The sequence below is a fragment of the Lutispora sp. QWL-02 genome (assembly GCF_058315355.1).
Window position 1 is genome coordinate 1,459,831 of record NZ_CM177762.1, and the last position, 21,475, is coordinate 1,481,305.

A 21,475-nucleotide genomic window follows, 5' to 3' on the forward strand; every position below is an offset into this window, starting at 1 on the left:
ATATGGGAAACAGAAATTATATATTAGTAATCGCATTTATAGCTTCTGCAATTGCAGTTTTAAGAGATTTATATCTTCGCAAGATACATGAAAAATACAAAAGCAATTTAATCGCTTCATCATTATTAATGCTGATTATCATATCATTTTTACTAATTGTAAAGCCGCAAGATAAAAATTATATTATAATAATCAGTATAACAGTTTTAGGACATTGGATATATGCTTTATATAAATATGTAAAACTATCTCAAAAATAAGGCGTAATTGGAGGAATATCGGATGCGAGTAAGATAGGGCAACACTAAGGAACAATCCGGGCGATTATTGGATTTCTGTATAGAAACGGGTAGTCTTAGATTGCCCGTTTCGCCTGTTATGAGCGGGATTTAAGGCGGTAAACTCTGTAAATTTGATGATAGAAAGATATAGCATAGAAGTTATAACTATCCTGCTTTTCCTTGGACATAAGGAGCTTTTCTAAGATGGTATCCTCATTTACTAAGCCATATACAGCTTTCAAGTAAGTTGCAACTTTTTTATCCTTATAAAAAAGCAATTGGTAAATATAACGGAACAATAAATATTCATCATACGGACACAATGTTCTATGCGGATGTGCTTATGTATAACCCAGTCAATACTTTTTTGGACGAAGAATTGTAAGTTTTACCAAAAACATATATGAGTTTTACCAACTTACCCCATGAGGGGTATTTTTTATTATAAGATGAAGCTAAAGAAATAATAAAATTTATGGGAGGTAATGGTTATGAGAAAAACATTAGTAAAGTTTAGCGGTGTGATTGCCAGTCTTGCATTGATGGTCACAGCAATGAATGTAAATACAACATGTATCTGGCTGATTCATCAACCCAAGCTGCCAAAAGGTGCAGAAAAGCTTCGCAAATTTTAATTGCTATGAACTTGCTTGATAAGATTACAGACAAGCTTATTGTCAATGGAGCCATAAGAGCTGAAGAAAGAGAATTATATGAATACGGTTTACAACAAGGCTTGCTCATAATTGTCAATATGCTTACAACAATAGCAATTGGCTTTTTATTCAAGATGGTTTGGCAAAGCATTTTGTTCATGGTTGTATATATTCCGTTGCGGTCATTTGCAGGAGGCTATCATGCAAAGACACAATCAAGATGTTATTTTTTATCAATAGTGCTGACCGCATCAGTGCTTTTAGCAATAAAGCTTATTCCAGGGACGAATTTCAATGTCATAGGGCTTGCATTGACCGCAGGAATAATTATTTATGCCCTTGCACCGGTAGAGGATGCCAACAAGCCCTTAGATGAAACAGAAGCAGCAGTATATAAAAAGTGGACAAGAGTCATTTCTGCGGTAGAATTATGTACTATGCTCTTGATGATGGCGTTGGGAGTGAATGGGGTTTCGTTATGTATATCAGCATCAATGTCTGCACTGAGCATTATGCTGGTTATAGGGAAGGTAAAAAACAGTTAAGTGGTTTTAAAACTTGCAAAGTTAGGTATATTCTTGATATTTAAATAAGAATACACCATAGCTGAATTAGCTTCCAATCGCTAAATAAAAAATCTATTGAAAATTTAAGAGGTGAAATCTTTGCAATACAGGTGTAAAAATGTTTTTATGATAAGGACACCAACCTTACCAATAGAAAAGTTTTTAGAGCTATCAAAATGTAATAGTTTAAAAAAAGATATATTAGAATTCGTTAATGACAAAGATATACACAATTTTCTTAATGAGAGTTTTTTAGTTTCAAGCAAATCTCTGCATAAAGCTCTCAATATAGATGTAAAAAGCAAGAAAAAAGAAAAAGCATATAGGCTTAGTTTGTTAAAGTATATAACCAGAGCATCAACAAGGCCAACCCCTTATGGATTATTTGCAGGGGTAGCACTAGGAAAGTTTTCGGACCTAATGAAGAAAGATGAAATCATTATTGATGATAGCAAATGTATCAGGGATGCAAAAGTGGATACTTACTGGGTTTGCCATCTAATACACGAATTAGAAAAAAATCAGGAAGTTCTATCAAAATTACGACTGAAGTTTAACACAATTTGCTATAAATATGGGGACAGAATGAAAAATCCATATGTTTCTAATCATGGAGATATTAATGGTAATGAAATTTATGTAGAAGAAAATAGTATAAAGCACTCTTTTTTACTTGAGCTCATAAAAGAAAATTCGAAGTCATTTATATGTTATGGAGATTTGAAACTTAAGATATTAGAGAAATATGAAGGAATACCAGAAGAAGTAATAGATAAAACGCTTAGAATGTTAGTTGAAAACGAATATCTATTAACAGATTTAAGGGTTCCTGCTTATTGTGATGATGGCTTGAAACATGTTATTCAAATGCTGGAATCAAATGAGAGAATTAAAGATATAGTAAGTGATCTAAAGGAATTGAAGGGACTAATAAATATGTATACTGGAAGTAAAGAATTTGTAGCCGATGTAGAGATAATTGAAAATATATATGAGATTATGGAGAAATTACATAATTCTAAAGATTTTTTAGAGATAAATAGAGGGTTAGTTTTAGAAGAAAATAGTTTACCAAGAGATTTAAAAGTAAGGATTGAGAACTTTGTAAACGCAATGAGTGAAATTGCTGTAGATAGACAGGAATTTTCTAAGCTTGACAAATTTATAAATAGATTTTCTGAAGACTACGGATTTAATATTGAAGTTCCATTAAATAAAATAGTTGATGCTAATGGATTTAATGGGTTGTCCTTGATAGAGAGCAGTTCAAAACCAATGTCAAAAAAAGAGGCAAGCATTAGAAAGATTGTAGACAATAAAATTCTATCGGCATTGATGAATAATGAAGAGGAAGTAGTATTAAAAAAGTCTGATTTTATAAATATTATAAAAGAATATCCTCAAAGTAGGTATTCCAAATCTTTTGATATAAACTTCTTTATAACCAAGTTAGAGGATAATTATAACATAGTGGTTGGGCCCAATATGGGCTCATCAAAGGCTGGGAGTATGTTTCAAAGATTCACAAATCTTTTTAATCAAAGCCTTTTACAAGAATATAATGAAATTTATAAAGAGGAAATAAATCTTTCAGAGGAAGGATATCTTTTAGTTGAAGCAAGGGAATTGACTGTTACAGGGAGGTCTAATAATGTTACTAATAGATTTAAAAATCATAATTATTATCTTCCAATAGCGCTTACAGAAGAATACTCTTCAAATGAAATTACAATAGATGATTTGCTAATCGGATTATCTCAAGATGGAAAGCTATATATTAAATCAAAGAGCAAAAATAAAATATGTAAGATAGTTGCAGATAACATGCTAAATTCAGCTATAAATGGTAAAATGTTGAGTTTTTTAAGAGAAGTTTCAGTCGGATATGAAGATAAGTTTATTGATAGATTATACATGTTATATAGCAATAACTACGTTTATATTCCAAGAATAAGCTTTGAAGGAGTCATAATACATCCCCGAAAATGGATATTTACACAAGAAATGTTGGAGCTACATACCTTTGAAAAATTCAAGGAAGGTTTTGAAAATTATAGAAATCAGTATAGTATAGATAAATTGGTTTACCTATGTGACTACGATAATAGGCTAGTTCTAGATTTGGAAAGTGAGGAATCTATAGAGATAATATATTTTTCAGTTAAAAAAAGCAGAAAGTTAGAATTATGTGAATTAGAGAATAGACTGTTCAGTGGCAGTATTGTAAAGGACAAAAAAGGTAGAAGTTATGTTTCTGAGATGATATTCTCACTTATATTAGATAGTGATAAGAAAGAAAAAGTTGATATAAATAAAGGAAGCTATGTAAAAGATAACTTAGTTTTGCAAAATGAAAATCGAGTGTTTCCTCCTTTTAAAGAAGGCTGGGTATATATAAAGCTGTATGGTATTGGGAATAGGGAAGATGATGTGCTTAAAAACATATATGAAGTGTTAGATAGCTTAGAGAATCCTATGTTTTTCTATTTGAGGTATTTTGATAATGAAGGAAAGCATTTGAGGATTAGGTTTAAATTTAATGGTCAACAAGAAGCAGTAGAAAAAGTTTTAATCTTAAATGTTTGGTTGGAGAAACTTCGAGAAAAAGCCCTAATTACCAGATGGGTTTTTGACACATATAAGAGAGAAACAAACAGATATGGAGGGATAGATTTAATAGAGGAAACGGAAAATCTGTTTTATAGAGATAGTGCCTTTACTGTTGACATTTTAAGCTTAATAGATATGGAAAAAGAAAGCGAGTTGGAGAAATCTTATATTGCAGGATTGTGTATGATGCTAAAATTCTTAACAGAAGATGAAACAGATGCGTTCGAAGTGCTAGATGCGAAGAATTACCATAAAGCTTACAGAGGCGAGTTTAATAAGAATAGGAAAAAATATATGAATTTAGTAGAAAAAATTTTAGTAAATGGAATTGCACCTATTGATGCTGTGTTTATAAACATGGGAAATAGTATACTGTCTAGAGAAAAAGCACTAATAAGGTTCAAAGAGAAGCTATTAAAAGCTGTGAATAATAAGGCAAATACCAATTTTAGAGAGGACATAATTTTATCTTTAATGCATATGTATTGCAACAGATTAACCGGAAAAATAGAGTATGAAGAGAAATACATGGCACTAATCAGACATGCATTATACTCACTCATTGAGAGGAATAAGCATATAAACAAAATTTAATATATGGCGAATGTTCACAGTTTAATTTCAATAATATGACAAGATATTACTATTGCAAATTAGTTCTTGGGGCTTAGACTAACCCTTTTAATTCTAAACATTTTATAGGGAGGTATTGAGATGGGAAATTACGATGATTTTGACCTGGATCTCAAGCAAGTGAAAAATGGAAATGAACCCAGAGCGGTAACCCTTGGACCAGTGTGCACAGCCATTATAACATCTTGGGCCCAAGGATGTTCAGATAAATGTAAAACAATAGATTGTTCTAATGGCTGCCCAGTTCCTTCAGTAGACTATCCACATCACTCTTGTAATGGTCCATTAAATGATGGAACAATACAGATTATGTGTTAGTAGCAATATGTAAATATACGGATAATTAAGTAAAATGGAGCCCCAAGAATTAATTACAAGAAGGAAGGTAAGAGGTAAGTATTATGAAGGAATTAAGTAAAGGTAGTGCTAAAGCTAGATATATCAATGCGAGAAATAATTTAGAAAGTAGCCAAAATAATTGCCAAGACATCCTGACAGAAGGACAAGCCAACTCACATATCAGCAATCGCGAATTGATGATATTTTTCTTGTTTAATTTTGGATTTATATTTGTTCTTGGATGCTTGATGTTTTATTGTAGAAAAAAAGGATTGCAGATAGAGGGTTATGCGGTAATTCAGATGTATATACCAGCAACTGCTGCTATGCTTGCATTTTGGCTAAATAAAGAAAAGAGAGATAAAATAGCAAAAAGCTTCTATATTGTATATTTTGTTAATTTTCTTTTATCTCTGTTATCAGCTTTATATTTTTCATTTGTAGAGGCGAAAGATTTTAACGGAGAATTAGGTATTTTGATTATGATAACAAGTATAATATTATGTGCTATATGTTTGGTCAATAAAGGAAAAGACAATACAATCTATTCTGGACTTTTATATGGAACTAATTGGAAGAAAACTATCCTTTATGTATTGCTATTTGTATTACTATATTTTTTCAATACAATAATTACTGACATAATAAAGATAAAATCTGGTATTATTCTGAAAGCAGATTTACATGTATTTCAAGGCAATGCTTTAATAAGAGGTTTAGCTCTACCGTTCCTTTTCATCATATCATTTGTTCCTTTTTTAGGAGAAGAATATGGATGGAGATATTTTCTTCAGCCTGCTTTACAGGAAAGGCTAGGTGCAAGAAAAGGTGTTGTTACCTTGGGGCTGATTTGGGGAATATGGCATCTGCCATTACATTTCACCTTATACAGTCCGAAAACTCCGATTCTTTCAGTAATAAGTTCACTGCCTGCGTGCATTTGTAGCAGTGTGTTTTTGGGATTCGTATATATGAAAACAAAAAATATATGGTCCATTACTGCTATACATTATGTGAATAATAGTATCGCAGTACTATATATTGGTAAAATTTATAATTGGGTACTTAATATAAAAATAGTACTTATAGATATAATTGTCTGTACAGTCATATTTATGCCATTTATTTTATCTAAGGTTTATACAGATTATAATAAAAATATAATTGATGGCAAGAATTAAGATGCATGGAATAGAATAATAAATATTTTAAGTATGTCGATACAATATGAAGTAGGATGTTGGGGGGATTATATGCATGAGAAAAAGATAGTCGCAATTATTGGAAGTAAAAACAAAAATTCTATTACTAAATTTATAATGAATAGAATGTTGGAAAATATTGTTGCTAAAAATAAAGATTACTTTTATGATCTTTTTTGTATGAGTGATTTTAATATAGAATACTGTATAGGTTGCAATACATGTTTTAAACAAGGATTTTGTCCAATGGATCAAAAAGATGATTTCGGAATTATTAGAAGAGAGTTAAAAAAAGCAGATATATTATTTTTTGCAAGTCCAGTATACGGGCACAACATATCAGGTATAATGAAGACTTTTTTTGACAGAACAGCAGTTTCTTGTCATCTGTTAGATTTTGCGGGGAAACTAGGTTTTACATTAACAACAACGTGTTGTAATGGGCAAGAAAAAGTAAAATTATATCTAAAAGATTTCCAAAGTTCTATGGGAATAAAGAATTTAAATAACTTCGAGTATATTAAGATTGCCGATTCTATCGAGGAGTTTGTTGAAATAAATACTCTGAAATTTCTAAGCGACATGGAATTTAATTTTGGATATTCAAATAGATATTTAGAGCATGCATTTACTTCGATGAAGAATTTATATATACAGATAAAAGCGGATTCATTATACATAGATGAGATTAATACCTATGAATGGAAATATTGGAATCAAAAATGGGTTAAGGAATGTAAATCTTTTCAGGAGTTTGCAGTAAAATTTAAAAACAATGGAGATAAACTCATATTATAAGGAGGGTTGAGTGAAACATGATAAATAACAAATCATATATAAATTTGAATAGTGATATAAAAGGTAAAATGGAAAATTTTATTGATGATGTTTATCGTAATATTGAAAGAAAATATGATAAAGGAATTCTAAACCCAATTTATTATAGTGATATACTATTGCTGATCTCAGAAGGGTACTGCTTGTTGGAAAATAAACAAAAATGGGAAAAGATTGGGTATGATATCTGTAAGGCAATTAAACAAGATTTAGAAAGCTATGGAGTTGGAGAAAATGATACTGCAATGATTTCAGGCTTTGGATATACATGTTTTGCAGTATCGCAATACAGTAAAAGAACAGGAAATTTAACAAGATTTTTTGATAGCTTAAATAAGTATTTATTTGAATCTGTGATAAATAAAGCAAAATTGTTTAACAAACTCAATCCCGAAACTGTAATGATGCAATATGATATTATGGTAGGCCTTTCAGGAAGCTTTTATTATCTGTTAGATTTTCCCTGGACAGAGAATGAAAAGAAAGAGCTAGAAGAAGTGATCTTTTATTTGGTTAATCTTACAAAATATCATAACTATAAAAGTGATTCTGTAATCAATTTTCATGTAACTAGAGAGAATCAGTATAGAGAAGATGAAAAGGAGGGATTTACCAATGGAAATCTGAACTTTGGACTTTCTCATGGAATGTTGGGTCCTCTTATTGCTCTATCTAAGTCATTTAAACTTGGATGTGTGATTGATGGATTAGAAGAATCAATAGGGGAATTATTTATTTTATACGAAAAATTTAAGGCCTATAAAGATAAAATCCCATTTTGGCCTGGTCAACTTTCTCTTGAAGAATATTTAGTAGGAAAATGTAAAGAGGAACATTATCATTTGGCCTCAAGTTGGTGTTATGGGAATATAAGTATAGCAAGAGGGTTGCAGAAAGTTGCTGAAAACATGAGTTGGAATGATAAAGAAGATATATATAAGAAAGACTTAATAAATATAATAAATCAGCCAGTAGAAAAATATAATTTATACAGTCCATCAGTGTGTCATGGATACTCAAGCATATTATCTTTAAGAACATTTTCTTATATGAGAGATAGAGACTATGGATATATAAATAATATTGAAGATAATATTGAAAAAATTCTTAAAGTATTTGAAGATAATAATAAATATATAGATGAGCACAAGGAAGCATTAGAGGATGAAAATAATTTTGTCGAAGGGTATTTTGAGGATTTATCTTTTCTACAAGGCGCTTTGGGTATTGCATTAGCTATGCTAAGTATTTTGTCAGAAGATATACAGTACGGAAAACTATTATTAATAGACTAGAATAACGTGTGAAGAATTTGAAGAACTTCAGTAAAAGTAAGCTTATAGTCTAAATCTTAAAACCCATACGCCAAATGTGATAGCAAATTTCACTATATATTATATATTAAAGGAACTGTGTTAGGGAGGCAAGCAATAATTATGGAAGATGAAAAAATAATTGCCCGCATTTATGGAATCTTAAAAAAATGCATTTCTTTGATTTTCAGGTACAATAGATTTTTTATATTCATAACTATTATTATTGCGATACTGCAAGGAATTATTCCTGCATTATCGATGATAACCATGCAAACAATAATAAATACGCTCCAAGTTGGCAGTTCGAGCACTAAAACATTCATATTTTTCATAGGGTTGTATACTTTCCTTGATATGTTATCTGCCCTGTTGACAGCACTATATGGCTTTTATTATACAAAATTCAGTGCAAATTTTGATAAACATATCAAAACACTATTGCTTCATAAAGCTGCAGGCCTTTCATTGAGAGATTTTGAAAACAGCGAGACCTACAATATAATTAACAGGGCGCAAAACCAGGGCGGAGATAATATATTATCATTCTTCAATTCTTTTATATCTATTATAAGAACATTTATTGCAATTTTATCATCTGCTGCTATTCTGAGCAGATTCAATATCAAACTTATAGCAATCATACTGATCATTCCTCTATTTAAATATATATATTCTCTAAAAATTGGAAAGATTCAATACGATATCCAGGTTAAAAGAACAGATAAAGAAAGGAATATATGGTATATAAATTATTTGTTTATGACGGGAACTGCATTTAAAGAAATAAGATTATATGGATTAAAAGCATATCTTATAAAAAAATATAATGCTCTAAAGGAAACAATAATAGAACAAGATATTTCTATTGCACGAAGGTCAACCATTGTACAGACAACTTTGTCATTTGGAGATCAAATTGTTTCGGGATCAATATTCTATTATCTGGTTTATTGCGGTGTTAAGAAGCTAATATTAATCGGTGACGTGATTACTTATACGAAATGTATTTTTTCCATTAAAAGAGATTTAGAGACTATTTTGTCCTTATTCAGTTCAATTGCAAAAAACTCATTATTTATAGGATTACTATTTAAATTCATTGATTTAGCGGCTGATGAAGATAAGAATATTGAAGATGCTGTAAAAATCAATGGAATAAATAAAATTCAACTAGATAATGTTTCTTATAAATATAAAGGGTCTAAAGACTATGCTTTAAAGAATATATCATTAACCATTGACAAAAACCAGACCTTAGCTGTTGTTGGCAAAAATGGTTCTGGAAAATCAACATTAATAAAGATTATATTAGGATTTTATGATGATTATGAAGGAAATATTTTTATAAATGGAATTGACTTAAAAAAAATTGATAAGAAGGAATATCAAAAATATGTGGGTTGCATCTTTCAGGACTATATGAAATATGAAGCCTCGTTAAGAGAGAATGTATCTTTCGGAAGCATAACCGATATCCATAAGGACGATAAGATCATTGATATGCTCAACTTTATCCAACTAAACAAAAAAATTTATAACGAAGAAGGCTTAGAAACTATTATAGGAAGCTGGTTTGGAGATAAGCAGATTTCTATAGGTGAGTGGCAAAAAGTTGCGATTGCCAGGGGCCTTATCAGAGATGCTGAACTATATGTTTTGGACGAACCGGATTCTTCTTTGGATGCAGAAGCGGAATTTAAACTGTTGAATGAATATAAAAGAGTTTTTAAAGGGAGGCTTGGGATATTTGTTTCCCACAAAGTCAGTCAGGTCAATCAAATAACGGATAGAATTGTTGTATTGGATAAGGGATGTATAGCCGAGGAAGGAAATCATGAAAAACTGATGAAGGAACAGGGAGTATACTATAAGCTTTTCAGTATCCAAAAAGGATATAGCTTATATAATGCCAACAGTAGAAATATTATTGAGAGGGATAATTATGGTGAGTCTATTTCAGGATAGCAATTTTTTATATGATTGGGAAGCTGCTGAATTAAATAATATAATTGAACATTTCTTTTCCAAATTGGAAGATGATATAAAAAATAATAAACTTGCCGGTGAAGGGCTCACGGGATATCTGATCATAATTGGAGAAATGCTTGAATTAATGCCTGAACAAAGCAAATGGCTGGAATACTCATATAAAATAATGGAAGAATTGAAGGAAAACATACAATATGGGAAGGTTAAGACTTTAGGGGCTTTCGGAGGGCTTGCTGATATTTTGTTTGCAGTAAAACTGTTTAACGCTAAAACAGGATATTATGAAAGATTTTTGAAAACAGCGGAAAATCTTATGCTTGACAGAGCAGAAAGTTATATTAAAGCATGTCAACGGAATATTAACAATATAAAGGATTACCACTATGATTTGGTGAGCGGGTTAACAGGTGTTGGCATGTACCTATTATGGGATGAAGACGTTAATGACAGAAAAAAAGCAGTGTTAAAATCCATTCTCAATTATTTTGTTTGTTTATGTCAAGATACTCAATATCAAGGTCATATTGTACCTGGATGGCATATCAAATATGAAAACCAGACAAGAGAAGAAGACCGCCAGAATTTTAGTCAAGGCAATCTAAACTTTGGATTGGCTCATGGTATTTTAGGCCCTCTGCTGGTTTTATCTGAGGCTTATAAAAAAGGAATGATAGTAGAGGGACAATTAGAAGCTATTAAAAAAATAATCATGATATATATGAAATTCAGGATATTAGATAAAGATGGAGTTTATAATTGGCCGTCTCAGCTCAAAATTGAAGATTTTATTGATAACAAATGTATTGATAGGGTCAGAGAACCACGAGCGAGTTGGTGTTATGGGAATATTGGGATTTCAAGAGCTTTATACTTGGTATCAAAGAATATAGGGGATAATGAGCTGCTGCAATTTTCCATAAATAATTTGTTGAGTATAGCAAAAATGGATAATAGAAAATATCTTCTGGAATCATCAATAATATGTCATGGCTACTCTGGAATATTGGTAGTTTTAAATTTATTATGCAAAGAAATTGGACATCCTATTTTAAAGAGCAAGATACATGAGTTGATAGCAGAAATAATAAAATCCTATGATGAAAATTATTCTTATGGGTTTGTGAACTGTGGCACTGTAGAGAAAGACGGGATCAAAGTCACAGGATATATAGAATTCTTTGATATATTGAATGGTGCGGCCGGTGTTGTGCTGGCCTTAATATCAGCTATAAAAAGAGATACAATTTGGGAAAGGCAGTTATATATTATTTGAGAGGGGACGATGAGCAATGAGTATAGATCTTTACATGAACGATAATTATTTGAATCTCAATAATGAGCTTGTTGAAAAAATCAATATTATTCTATCAAGATATTTTCATGATCTCAATGATTGCATTGAGAGAAAAGAGATAAATAGAAGCTTATATTCCGAGTATCTAATGGCAATAGGCGAAGGCTATAATTTTTTTAACAATAAAAATGATTGGCTGGAAAACTCTTATAAAATAATGGAATGCTTAAAAGAAGATATGGAGCAAAGCAGGACAATAATTGGGATGGGGTTGTTTGGGGGATTGTGCGGTATAGGATTTTCATTGACCTTGTTTAATAAAAAAACCGGATGTTACAGCAGATTTTTGAGCAGCATAAACAGAATGATTTATCATAACACAAGGATTTGTTGTGATTCTATCAGAGAAAACATTAACAGCATGAAAGCTTCATATTATGATGTTATAAGCGGATTATCAGGTATAGTCCTGTATTTATTGGAATGTGAATCAAGCGAGGAAAGGGATGAGGTTTTAAAAGTATTGCTGGAATGTATCGTTCAGATTTTTAATGGGAAACACGAATATAAAGGCGGACAAATACCCAATTGGCATATTGAATCTAAAAATTTAGTGCGTGAAGATGAAAAAACTACATTTCCCAATGGAAACTTTAATTTTGGAGTTGCTCATGGATTAATCGGAATGGGAATTGCATTATCTAAAGCCTATAGTAAAAACATAATTGTTGATGGACAAGCTGAAGCCATAAAAGGAATATTAGACATATATGCGAAATACGGCACTCCTAATGCAGAGGGGATATATCTATGGCCCGGGCAGTTAAAATATGAAGATTTTATTAGCGACAATGTGCATGTATATAAAAGCAACAGGCAGAGTTGGTGTTATGGGGCCATTGGTATAAGCGGAGCTTTATATACGATATCAAAGATGATAAATGATAATAACATATGCAGCTTTGCATTAGATAACATTCGGAGAATTGCAAGATTAGATGAAAGCAGCTACCGACTCAATTCGCCAATTTTATGTCATGGCTATGCAGGAGCTTTAGCTATATTTTTAAATATATATAAAGATGTCGATGATCCGACTATATATAATAGAATAGTTAAACTGACAGATGTATTGTTATCCATGTATATTCCAAATTCAGAGTTTGGATTCCGGGATATAATATACGAAGATATAGAAAACTCATTCAAAACAAAACATGTTGATAAAAACAGCTTTTTGGAAGGAACTACAGGTATTATTCTAGTACTTATATCTTTATTTAAAAAAGATACATATTTTCAAAAACATTTATTATTGGAATGACTGATCAAGCAATTGGAACTATGCAGTAAAATAAAAAGACCTTTTGCTTATGCCTATTAAGGTATCTGACCTTGGAAGGGGAGAGGTAAGGCTAATATAATACACCTATAATGAGAAGGAGAAAAGTGTATGAGTATAAATAGGCGGATATTTGCTTTGACTGTGATGCTTCTTTTACAGTTATTAATCAATGGATGCAGCATTGAAGACAGCAATAATCAGAAAGAAATGCAAACAGTGGGATCTGTGTTCTATAAGGAAGCAGAGCTTAGCAACGATATTGGTGGCAGCCCGGTTTCATGCATAGGGATGAATAACAAAAATGAAGTGGTCGCTTATTTAAAAGATGAAAACAAACTGGTTTCTATAGGTCAAAATCATGTGAGCAGTACGGATTTAGATATTAGGACGGATACATTTGAAAATGTGCAGCTTGAGTTTGATACCGCTGGGAATATATATGTTTTAGGTCAAGATATCATTGCCGACGACTATAAGAAAATAATCCAAATAAAACGGCAGCTTATTATATTTAAAGCACAAGGAGAGTATACAGAGCAGAACAATACAACAAAAGAGATTGGTGAAGGCTATATGCCGCTAAAGGATGAAATTATCGAAAAGATAAAGATAGACAGTAAAGGGAATCTATATGCTCTTAAACTAAGCGGATATATTGAAGTATTCAATAATGAATTGGAAAGCATTGATGTGCATGATAAAAACAGGTATGCAGATTTTGACATTGATGAGCATGATAATTTGATCGTACTATACAGAAAACAATGGAATAAGAATAGGATAGAAAAAATTGATTCAAACAGCGGGAAGACAATTTGGCAGGAGGAATATAACGGAGCAGCAGCGCCTAATTATATTTACTATAATAGGAATACAAAAAATTTATATGGTTTGAACAGTAAAAGCATAATCAACATATATAAAAACAGCAAGGTTTTTGATTATTCACAGATTTCGATTGTTGAAGGTGCTAGTTTATTTTTGGTGAATGAAAATGAAGATGTCTATATGCTGATACATAACGGAGGAACCTCAACACTAAAAAAATATGTCCGGCAGGAGATGAAAGCAGATACAGTCAATAAGCAGGAGCAGAAAGAGCTGATAGTTGAGATAACTTTTGATAGGAGCAATATAATATCGAATGCTGCCAGACAATTTGAGAAGGATAACTCAAGCATAAAGATAAAAGTAGTCGAAAATGACATCCCAATGTCCGATTATGTGAAAAAATTGAATACAGAATTATTAGCCGGTAAAGGGCCGGATATATTCTGCACATATCTTTATGATCTGAGTGATTGTGCAAAAAAAGGGCTGTTGGCTGACTATAATGAGCTCATCGGAAAGGATGATACCTTTGACGTAAACGATTATTTCAGTTCCATATTATATGGTATAAAATACGGAGAAGGTTTATATGCAATTCCGCTCACATATTCCTTTGAAGGCTTTCTTGTAAATGAAAAGCTTTTAAAGGATAAAGGATTGACTATAGATGAGAATTGGACATGGAAAGACTTCTATAAAATTGCTAAGACATTTACGAATAATGATTCAAACATTCAGTGCTATATGCTTCCTAAATTGACAAGTACTCTGGTACTTTTAGAATCTCAGATAATCCATGACTGGGATTATTACTTAAATAAGGGGAGCAAAACGGCACGATTCGATACAGATGAGTTTATTGATGCATTGCATACATATGAATCAATATACGACAAAGGGGTCATGCACCCGGATATAGACGAGATAACCATATGGCAATCTGCGAAAGGGGCCGGTAATGAGCATATTCTACTGATGCCTGTATCATATTGCAGTTACTTTGACATAAGGTTTTTTGGAAACATTTTTAATGGGAATTTAAAGATGATGCCTGAGCCGAAAGGTAATTATACGACATCAAGAATGTTCACTGGGAAAAATATATCGATAAATAACAATTCCAGAAATAAAGATGAAGCATGGCAATTTGTAAAATATTTATTGTCTGAAGATGTGCAGAAAAAATGGAGTGTTAACTCATTTGTAATAAACAAAAAAGCAAGTGAAGCAGGGATAAATGAAATTATTGAATATCAAAACCAGAGTAAAAAAGAAAACGAACATAGAATAACGGAAATGGATATAAAACAGCTAGATTACATTATCGAAAATGTATTAAACAAAAACAGAACCAGCGATGCCATTAACAGATACTTATGGAGTGAACTAAGGCCATTCTTTGACAAGCAAATAAGTGCAGAAAGGATGGCAGAAATCTTGCAAAATAAAGTGGAATTGTATTTGAACGAGTAATATTGGTAATAGAATATTGCTTCTTAAGGGCTATTGGATTTAATAGATGGATAAGAAAAACCGTAAGTTTTACCAAAAACATATATGAGTTTCACCAACTTACCACATAAGGGGTTTTTTGTTGTAAAATGAAACTAGAGATTCAATAATATGTTATTTATAAAGTCATCTCGGCAGAAATAACTTATGGGACTTTTTTATGGTCAGTGAAATTGTTAAATTTAGAATGATGGGTGAATTTGTATGAATAATAAGTTAGTAGGCTATATGGCAACTTTAATGGGATGCTTAACATTTTCGTTGGAAATATTCATTTTAACGCAAGTATATTTGATTAATTTAAATTTGCGTGTAACTCGAGGGTATTCGTGGGATCTCTGGGGCTGTATAGTAAAAACACCGCTTATATGGGGCTTTTTAATAACAATTATGGTCATTGTATATGGAATATCATTAATCATGAGCTCTCAAAATAAACAATCTTAATTACCAAGGGAAAATGCTTAAGGTTATGAGTGGCGTTAAAAGATGAATGGAGTAAAAAGAAATATTGGGGGGGGGTACACTATATTGAGAGCTGCAGGGAAGCTAATCAGTATTTTGATTGTAATTATACTGTTCATATATGCCGCATTTAGCTATCATTATATATCTCCTAAACCTGTAAGGGCTACCTTAGATGGGATTAAGCTTAGAATCGCAAGCAAAGAAGATGTAGAATCAGTTCTTATACCAATTAATGGAACTTATAAACCATCAAAGAATGGCGAGCTTAAAGAATAAGGATACATTTACGCATAACATTAAAGTGAAGATTCTATGCCGGACAAAACTTGATGGCTATATTTAAAGAACTTCTGCAATGCAGCATGATAAAACATCGAAAGACTTTTTTGAAAGAGGGTAAATAAGATGGATATGATCTGCAGAAACTTGACTAAAAAGTATGGCAGTGGAAGCGATGAAAAAGGATTTGCCCTACAAAAACTTGATCTAAATATAAAAGAAGGAGTTACAGCTTTGATCGGCCCTAACGGAGCAGGGAACGAGGCTAAGATGTCCCCCACCTCCGCAAGTGGAGGGTACCGATTATTTTGACAGGCGGTGCGTATTAATCGCCCGCCTCGTTGTGCCCCAGGGCACCTTCTCTTGCCCCTGTGGGGCAATTCACCTTGCAACGGTGTGTTGCAATTGCTATAGCAATTGCTTCGGATGTTTAAACCTAAACTTCGGCTTTCTGTGTCAGCTTTATAGGTTCATTATAATCCTTCATAACCTCTAAAAATCTTTTATGACTAAATTCATTTCTGACTTTTCTGAAATGCTCCATATCCATATATTCACTCATAACTCTGGCTTCAAATATGACTTTGGTTGCTAAATTTTCCATATACATTAAATTTCCGTATTTTATAACCTGAAATTTCAATACTTCATCTGCATTGTTTAAAATAACTAAATCTATATCTTCCCTATCAAATATCTCAACCAGCTTATCTAGTATATCTAATTTCCTAAATCCATCTATTTCATTATGAAAATACATAGCTATATCCAAATCACTATCTTCTCTGTTCTCTCCTTTGGCATAAGAGCCAAATATATAGATAAGCTTTATTCCATAGTGGGATATCAAATTATGCATATGTTCACTCATCGCTTTTTCTATTTCATTGATGTTTTTTTGCATATATAACGCATCCTTATATTTTATAGTTATCTTTCAGCCACTTATTTACATATTCTATATACTTAATAAAATCATCTAATTCATTCTTTAATATATGTATAATTATATCCTCATCAATCTTTGTATAATCATGTACAAGTATGTTTCTAAAACCTACCATTTTAGATAGCTTTTTTGAAAAATTTTCAGGTATGACATCTATCTGGGTTAAAGCAATCATTGTTTCTCTATAAGTAGATGGTTTATCATTGTCTGAAACAGAAATCAAAATGTTTCCAATATCAATAACACATTCAATGCATATTTGTATTCCTCTCTCAATTCCCCAATATTTAATCATGTCTTTTTTAAGGTTATCATTATTGATAGCAGATGAAGCTTGTTTTAGAAAGATTAAATTGTTTTCTAATTCTTTAAGTTTTTTGATTATAACATCATAAACATCCTTAGTCATGTTCAAGCCCCCATATGCTTATTTTATTATTTATAGCTTACCATAAATTGTTTCCAAATCATAATGTAATTATCTTAGGTTGAACCTAAATATTTTCAGAGAATGAAAAACCGTAAGTTTTACCAAAAACATATATGAGTTTTGCCATCTTACCTCATAAGAGGTTTTTTGTTGTAAAATGAGATTATGGATGTAATATTATATAAATGTTCGGTAGGCCAGCTTATGAATAGGGAATAAATATTATAACAGCATTGAGCTTGTCCATGAAGGGAGTCTGCTAATTGAGAAAGTATATCGTGATTTTTATTCTTATATGCATATCATTTCTATCAGTGAAGTTCATCGAATAAACAAGTTGATTTGTTTTACGGAGAAATTTATGTATTAGCTTCAAAAGAAACATTTAGTTCAGCACATGGCTTCGCAGGCATCTTTAAGAATAATCACATAGGCTTATTAGTTGGTGAGCCTACAGGTAATGGTACATTAAGCTACGGTAACACATTAAAGCATGAACTTCCTAACTCAAAGATAAAATTTAATGTTGCAACTAAATCTTTTAAAATTCCTAAGACGGAATTAGATTCGGATACTTTAGAACCCGATGTACATATAGTTTACACCAGGCAAGACATTATTTTGAACAATGATCCGGTTATTGACTGGATAAATAATTGCAGCTAAAAAATGATTCCTATACATTATCCTTGCTTCAGTTTAATGGACACATAGAATTCCTTAATAATAGAAATGGAGGATAGCATTATGTTAAAAAAAAGATTGGTTATCGCTGCGGCTTGCATTTTACTGGTATCAGCTGCTTTGATTCTCGGCTTTGGGAGAAAAATTGCATCCGGAGAACCAAAAGCAGTAAATGAATTTGAAAAACAAGATGATGAGGATATAGAGGCTACAATCGATCAATTAACACAAGCTGTGCTGGAAAATGATATTGAGTTAGTGAACAAAATAATAGAGAGCAAGTCAGTTGACATTAACGGTAAGGATTCAGAAGAGAAATATCCTATTGAGATGGTATTAGTGATGAATAACTGTGATATGGCGAAGATTTTGCTGGAAGCGGGAGCAGACCCTTATGTTATTACATCCGGCGGCAAATCTGTGTATGATATTGCAACGAAAGAGGGAAGCGAACACTTAAAGGATGTTTTTAAGGAATACGCTAAATAAAGAGTGAAAAGAACCCCTATGGCTGACACAACAGCATGGCTTTTGTAAGAATTTGTGAAAGAGGGCAGGAAGCTTTCCGGCTTGGAGATTGATAAAGGGGGATAATTGATGCGCAAAAAATTTTATTTGGTATTTTTAATAATCATGACATTGGTTTTAACCTCATGCAGATATGATGCAATTGCTGGTGTTAAGCTGTCTGAACTTCCATGGGGAGAGCTAAGGCCAATACATTTTTTTGAATATCCGACAATCATATCTATCCTATATCTGCCTATAGTAATATACATCACTTATAGAGAAATATTTCTTGCTCAATGGGCAGGTAAAAAAATAATGAAGATGAAGCTCAAAAACTTTAACTATCCCTTCTGGTTCTTGCAGATTGGGTGGATAGGATTTATATGGCTTGCAGTAATTCAAATCGATAGTGATGTGCGCTTTTTTACCGAATCGCTTTTGCCTCAAGAGGTGATGGAAGTGATGCTTCTATTGATGATTTTAAAAAAAGCGTTATTCTTTTTTGTCTTGTTACTTTTTGTTTTCTGGATGAGTTTGCGTCTTTTCCGGCAGCCGGAAATAAGAGAAAAAGGAATAATTCACGGATTGCTGTTGCTTTCCTGGGAAAACATATCATTGGCTGAATGGAGAGAACCCGGGACTTTAAAAATTCACTATCGTTTGGCCTCTAAGCCTTTATATTTGCTTTTGAGGAAAAAGAATAAAGAGCAAGAAGAAAAAGAAATTGAGTATTGCCTGGAGATAAAACCTGAACAGGAAGCAGATGTTAATAAATATTTATATAAATATATTCCAAATCAAATAATTGACAGATAGCATATCGACCATTAATTCCTAATAATTGAGACAAATATATAATAATCCGATAAAGGCTGTTCGGCATATAACCTTTTCAAGCCGAATATATGCTCAGGGGGTATAGTAATGGATAAAATAAAGATAAAAGATAAAAGATGTAAATCTTCTTTTGATGATTGTGCTTCCGCTGACATTTATTGTGAGTCCTTATAGCCACTCATTTATGGTAATAGTCATTTTAGTTTGGATTAACAATAACGATTTAAAACTCAGAGATTTTTTATATCTTAGGAAAGTAAGTGCTTCAATAGTATTACTTTCTGTTTTAATTGGTGCATTATTAGCGCTTATGAATTTCTTTGACCATTTCTATTTTCAATTTGCTATAGAAATAATAGGAAAAAGCACGCTGTCATTTTCATTATCAAATATTTGGTATCAGTTTTTATCATTAGTGTTAGTATTATTGTGCTGCAAGTCATGACCTTTCTTATAAAGAATAATGTTAATGATTGATGATGCTGTCAGCAATATATGAGGTGCATATTGGTTTTTTACAGAAATGATATCAGCATTAAGAATAAAAGTTAGAACAATAGTGATAGGTATAATAAAAGCCATAGAAATATAGTATTTCATATAAGGTCGTATGGACGGTGTGGGATTAATTTTTTTATCCACTGAAGACCACCTCTTAACAAATCTTTAAATTATTTCCTTAATTATATATTTACGTTTTATATAAGTCAATATCATATAGAAATGAAGAGCCTTGATTGATACAAATGATTGCTTTTAAAGTTTGAGAAGGCATATTCTATATGTTATAATTAATTGAAAAAATACATAATGGGGGCATAAAAGCCGTGTACACTAAAAATCGTGATATTTTATTAGAGCTACTGCAAGACATGGAAGATTTTGCTCGCATGAAAAATGAAAAATGTCCGCCTATATATCTGCTTGGAGTAGATATTCCGAAAAAGATTTTGAAGACATCAAAAAGTTAATGTTATCTGCTGACAAGAGTCTGGTTCTTGAACTAATAGATAACGTTTTTAAGAGGCAGGATATGAGTGAGATATTTTTAAAAAAATTCTCAGATAATGTAAAAAGGTTCAAAGGTGAATTTTATGTATAGGATTTTCTGTGAAAGCGTTAAAACCTTTTTTGCTATTAATAAAGAGGGAGAACAGAAAAATGAATATAGGTTAAAAATAGCTCAGCCGATAAAAGCATTAGCCGATAAAAGCTTATACTTTCACTGGAAGAGAAATGAGCCGATCAAGTATGATGAAGTAAATAATTTAGTTTATGAGATAGATAAAAATAAAGATAGGCTCCACAGCTTCAAAACCTTCTCCTGGGACTTGTGGGGACATGGTCATGAGTCAATGCCAAGCGAAGAATTTGATAAGGAAACCGTCCGAGAGCAATTAAAGCTAATAAACCTCCTGTTGAGCAGACAATACTGGTTGTAAGGACTGTGTCTTTTAAAAATCCGGCAGTCATTGAAGAGCAGCTTCAGCGGCTGCCGGAGTAAAATGGATGCAGCTATCTTATCCTACTGGGGGTGTGTATCTCTCCACATCTTGGGGCTGTATTTCGCATCCTCATAGTCATCATCCAATACATCATCATCGTATCTTGTGATATAAGGATCAAAATCCAGGGTGTAAAAATCTGCATTATATAATTTTTTTAAATGAGGATATTTGGCTCCGTCATGCTCCTTATTTAAAATTTCATCTTCAAAATTGTTATTTTTCAAGATAACACCTCTTTATCTATTTTTTTTAGCGGCTTTTTCATCTAAGCTTTCGACCTTTGGTTTAGCATCATTATTGAGCTTTGCAATCACAAAATCATTATAGCTGATGGGCTTCAAAGCTCCATCAGGGAGAACATTCGGTAAATCCTTGCGGCTCATGTCATCCCTTCTTTCC

General features: G+C 31.9%; 24 protein-coding genes. 19 read left to right on the top strand and 5 right to left on the bottom strand.

What is annotated here, in order from left to right; genetic code table 11:
* Nucleotides 1-2: 2 nt before the first annotated feature.
* The 14 genes from AC4HCY_RS06710 to AC4HCY_RS06775 all read left to right on the top strand — a co-directional run bounded on the left by AC4HCY_RS06710 (nt 3) and on the right by AC4HCY_RS06775 (nt 16,470).
* Nucleotides 3-260, top strand: coding sequence for a hypothetical protein (locus AC4HCY_RS06710; RefSeq protein ID WP_323430534.1), 258 nt, complete (start codon nt 3-5; stop codon nt 258-260).
* A gap of 512 nt (nt 261-772) precedes the next feature.
* Nucleotides 773-916 carry a cyclic lactone autoinducer peptide gene (locus AC4HCY_RS06715; RefSeq protein ID WP_491095656.1) on the top strand — a complete coding sequence of 48 codons (144 nt, stop codon included), beginning with the start codon at nt 773-775 and terminating at the stop codon, nt 914-916.
* A 5-nt stretch (nt 917-921) separates the two neighbouring features.
* Nucleotides 922-1,482: an accessory gene regulator ArgB-like protein gene (locus tag AC4HCY_RS06720; protein WP_491095657.1), complete on the top strand. Its 561-nt coding sequence runs from the start codon at nt 922-924 to the stop codon at nt 1,480-1,482.
* A gap of 147 nt (nt 1,483-1,629) precedes the next feature.
* Nucleotides 1,630-4,707 carry a lantibiotic dehydratase gene (locus tag AC4HCY_RS06725; RefSeq protein ID WP_491095658.1) on the top strand — a complete coding sequence of 1,026 codons (3,078 nt, stop codon included), beginning with the start codon at nt 1,630-1,632 and terminating at the stop codon, nt 4,705-4,707.
* 120 nt (nt 4,708-4,827) lie between these two features.
* A complete protein-coding gene (locus AC4HCY_RS06730) occupies nt 4,828-5,064 on the top strand; it encodes a hypothetical protein (protein ID WP_491095659.1) in 237 nt (78 codons plus the stop codon).
* 83 nt (nt 5,065-5,147) lie between these two features.
* The gene (locus tag AC4HCY_RS06735; protein ID WP_491095660.1) at nt 5,148-6,266 is read left to right on the top strand and encodes a CPBP family intramembrane glutamic endopeptidase; all 1,119 of its coding nucleotides are present in this window, start codon (nt 5,148-5,150) and stop codon (nt 6,264-6,266) included.
* Nucleotides 6,267-6,338: 72 nt separating this feature from the next.
* Nucleotides 6,339-7,085, top strand: a complete 747-nt coding sequence (locus AC4HCY_RS06740; protein ID WP_491095661.1) for a flavodoxin family protein — start codon at nt 6,339-6,341, stop codon at nt 7,083-7,085.
* Nucleotides 7,086-7,102: 17 nt separating this feature from the next.
* Entirely contained in the window at nt 7,103-8,419 is a 1,317-nt protein-coding gene (locus tag AC4HCY_RS06745) for a lanthionine synthetase LanC family protein (protein ID WP_491095662.1), read from the top strand.
* Between the two features lie 279 nt (nt 8,420-8,698).
* Nucleotides 8,699-10,405, top strand: coding sequence for an ABC transporter ATP-binding protein (locus AC4HCY_RS06750; RefSeq protein ID WP_491096089.1), 1,707 nt, complete (start codon nt 8,699-8,701; stop codon nt 10,403-10,405).
* A complete protein-coding gene (locus AC4HCY_RS06755) occupies nt 10,383-11,702 on the top strand; it encodes a lanthionine synthetase C family protein (RefSeq protein ID WP_491095663.1) in 1,320 nt (439 codons plus the stop codon). The genes AC4HCY_RS06750 and AC4HCY_RS06755 overlap by 23 nt, the downstream gene beginning before the upstream one ends.
* Nucleotides 11,703-11,718: 16 nt before the next feature.
* Nucleotides 11,719-13,047 (top strand): lanthionine synthetase C family protein, encoded by a 1,329-nt coding sequence (locus AC4HCY_RS06760; protein WP_491095664.1) that lies wholly within the window; start codon nt 11,719-11,721, stop codon nt 13,045-13,047.
* 129 nt (nt 13,048-13,176) lie between these two features.
* Nucleotides 13,177-15,372, top strand: coding sequence for an ABC transporter substrate-binding protein (locus tag AC4HCY_RS06765; protein WP_491095665.1), 2,196 nt, complete (start codon nt 13,177-13,179; stop codon nt 15,370-15,372).
* Between the two features lie 528 nt (nt 15,373-15,900).
* Entirely contained in the window at nt 15,901-16,155 is a 255-nt protein-coding gene (locus AC4HCY_RS06770) for a hypothetical protein (RefSeq protein WP_491095666.1), read from the top strand.
* A gap of 129 nt (nt 16,156-16,284) precedes the next feature.
* On the top strand, nt 16,285-16,470 hold the full coding sequence (locus AC4HCY_RS06775) for a hypothetical protein (protein WP_323432690.1): 186 nt from the start codon (nt 16,285-16,287) through the stop codon (nt 16,468-16,470).
* A 124-nt stretch (nt 16,471-16,594) separates the two neighbouring features.
* Here AC4HCY_RS06775 and mntA read toward each other — a convergent pair whose 3' ends face one another.
* A complete protein-coding gene (gene mntA / locus AC4HCY_RS06780; protein WP_491095667.1) occupies nt 16,595-17,062 on the bottom strand; it encodes a type VII toxin-antitoxin system MntA family adenylyltransferase antitoxin in 468 nt (155 codons plus the stop codon).
* A gap of 13 nt (nt 17,063-17,075) precedes the next feature.
* Nucleotides 17,076-17,516, bottom strand: coding sequence for a type VII toxin-antitoxin system HepT family RNase toxin (gene hepT / locus AC4HCY_RS06785; protein WP_491095668.1), 441 nt, complete (start codon nt 17,514-17,516; stop codon nt 17,076-17,078).
* Between the two features lie 363 nt (nt 17,517-17,879).
* Between hepT and AC4HCY_RS06790 the strand changes: the two genes are divergently transcribed.
* The 3 genes from AC4HCY_RS06790 to AC4HCY_RS06800 all read left to right on the top strand — a co-directional run bounded on the left by AC4HCY_RS06790 (nt 17,880) and on the right by AC4HCY_RS06800 (nt 19,547).
* Nucleotides 17,880-18,203: a S41 family peptidase gene (locus tag AC4HCY_RS06790; protein WP_491095669.1), complete on the top strand. Its 324-nt coding sequence runs from the start codon at nt 17,880-17,882 to the stop codon at nt 18,201-18,203.
* An 81-nt stretch (nt 18,204-18,284) separates the two neighbouring features.
* Nucleotides 18,285-18,710, top strand: a complete 426-nt coding sequence (locus AC4HCY_RS06795) for an ankyrin repeat domain-containing protein (RefSeq protein ID WP_323432431.1) — start codon at nt 18,285-18,287, stop codon at nt 18,708-18,710.
* A gap of 108 nt (nt 18,711-18,818) precedes the next feature.
* On the top strand, nt 18,819-19,547 hold the full coding sequence (locus AC4HCY_RS06800; protein WP_491095670.1) for a hypothetical protein: 729 nt from the start codon (nt 18,819-18,821) through the stop codon (nt 19,545-19,547).
* A gap of 420 nt (nt 19,548-19,967) precedes the next feature.
* Here the strand turns inward: AC4HCY_RS06800 and AC4HCY_RS06805 are convergent, their stop codons facing one another.
* Entirely contained in the window at nt 19,968-20,210 is a 243-nt protein-coding gene (locus AC4HCY_RS06805; RefSeq protein WP_491095671.1) for a hypothetical protein, read from the bottom strand.
* Nucleotides 20,211-20,395: 185 nt separating this feature from the next.
* On the opposite strand from AC4HCY_RS06805, the gene AC4HCY_RS06810 reads away from it, so the two are divergent.
* Nucleotides 20,396-20,539, top strand: a complete 144-nt coding sequence (locus tag AC4HCY_RS06810; RefSeq protein ID WP_491095672.1) for a hypothetical protein — start codon at nt 20,396-20,398, stop codon at nt 20,537-20,539.
* Nucleotides 20,540-20,662: 123 nt separating this feature from the next.
* A complete protein-coding gene (locus tag AC4HCY_RS06815; protein ID WP_491095673.1) occupies nt 20,663-21,010 on the top strand; it encodes a hypothetical protein in 348 nt (115 codons plus the stop codon).
* A gap of 83 nt (nt 21,011-21,093) precedes the next feature.
* Here the strand turns inward: AC4HCY_RS06815 and AC4HCY_RS06820 are convergent, their stop codons facing one another.
* Both AC4HCY_RS06820 and AC4HCY_RS06825 read right to left on the bottom strand, forming a co-directional pair.
* A complete protein-coding gene (locus tag AC4HCY_RS06820) occupies nt 21,094-21,300 on the bottom strand; it encodes a hypothetical protein (protein WP_323431607.1) in 207 nt (68 codons plus the stop codon).
* Nucleotides 21,301-21,312: 12 nt separating this feature from the next.
* A complete protein-coding gene (locus tag AC4HCY_RS06825; protein WP_323431608.1) occupies nt 21,313-21,459 on the bottom strand; it encodes a hypothetical protein in 147 nt (48 codons plus the stop codon).
* Nucleotides 21,460-21,475: the final 16 nt, after the last annotated feature.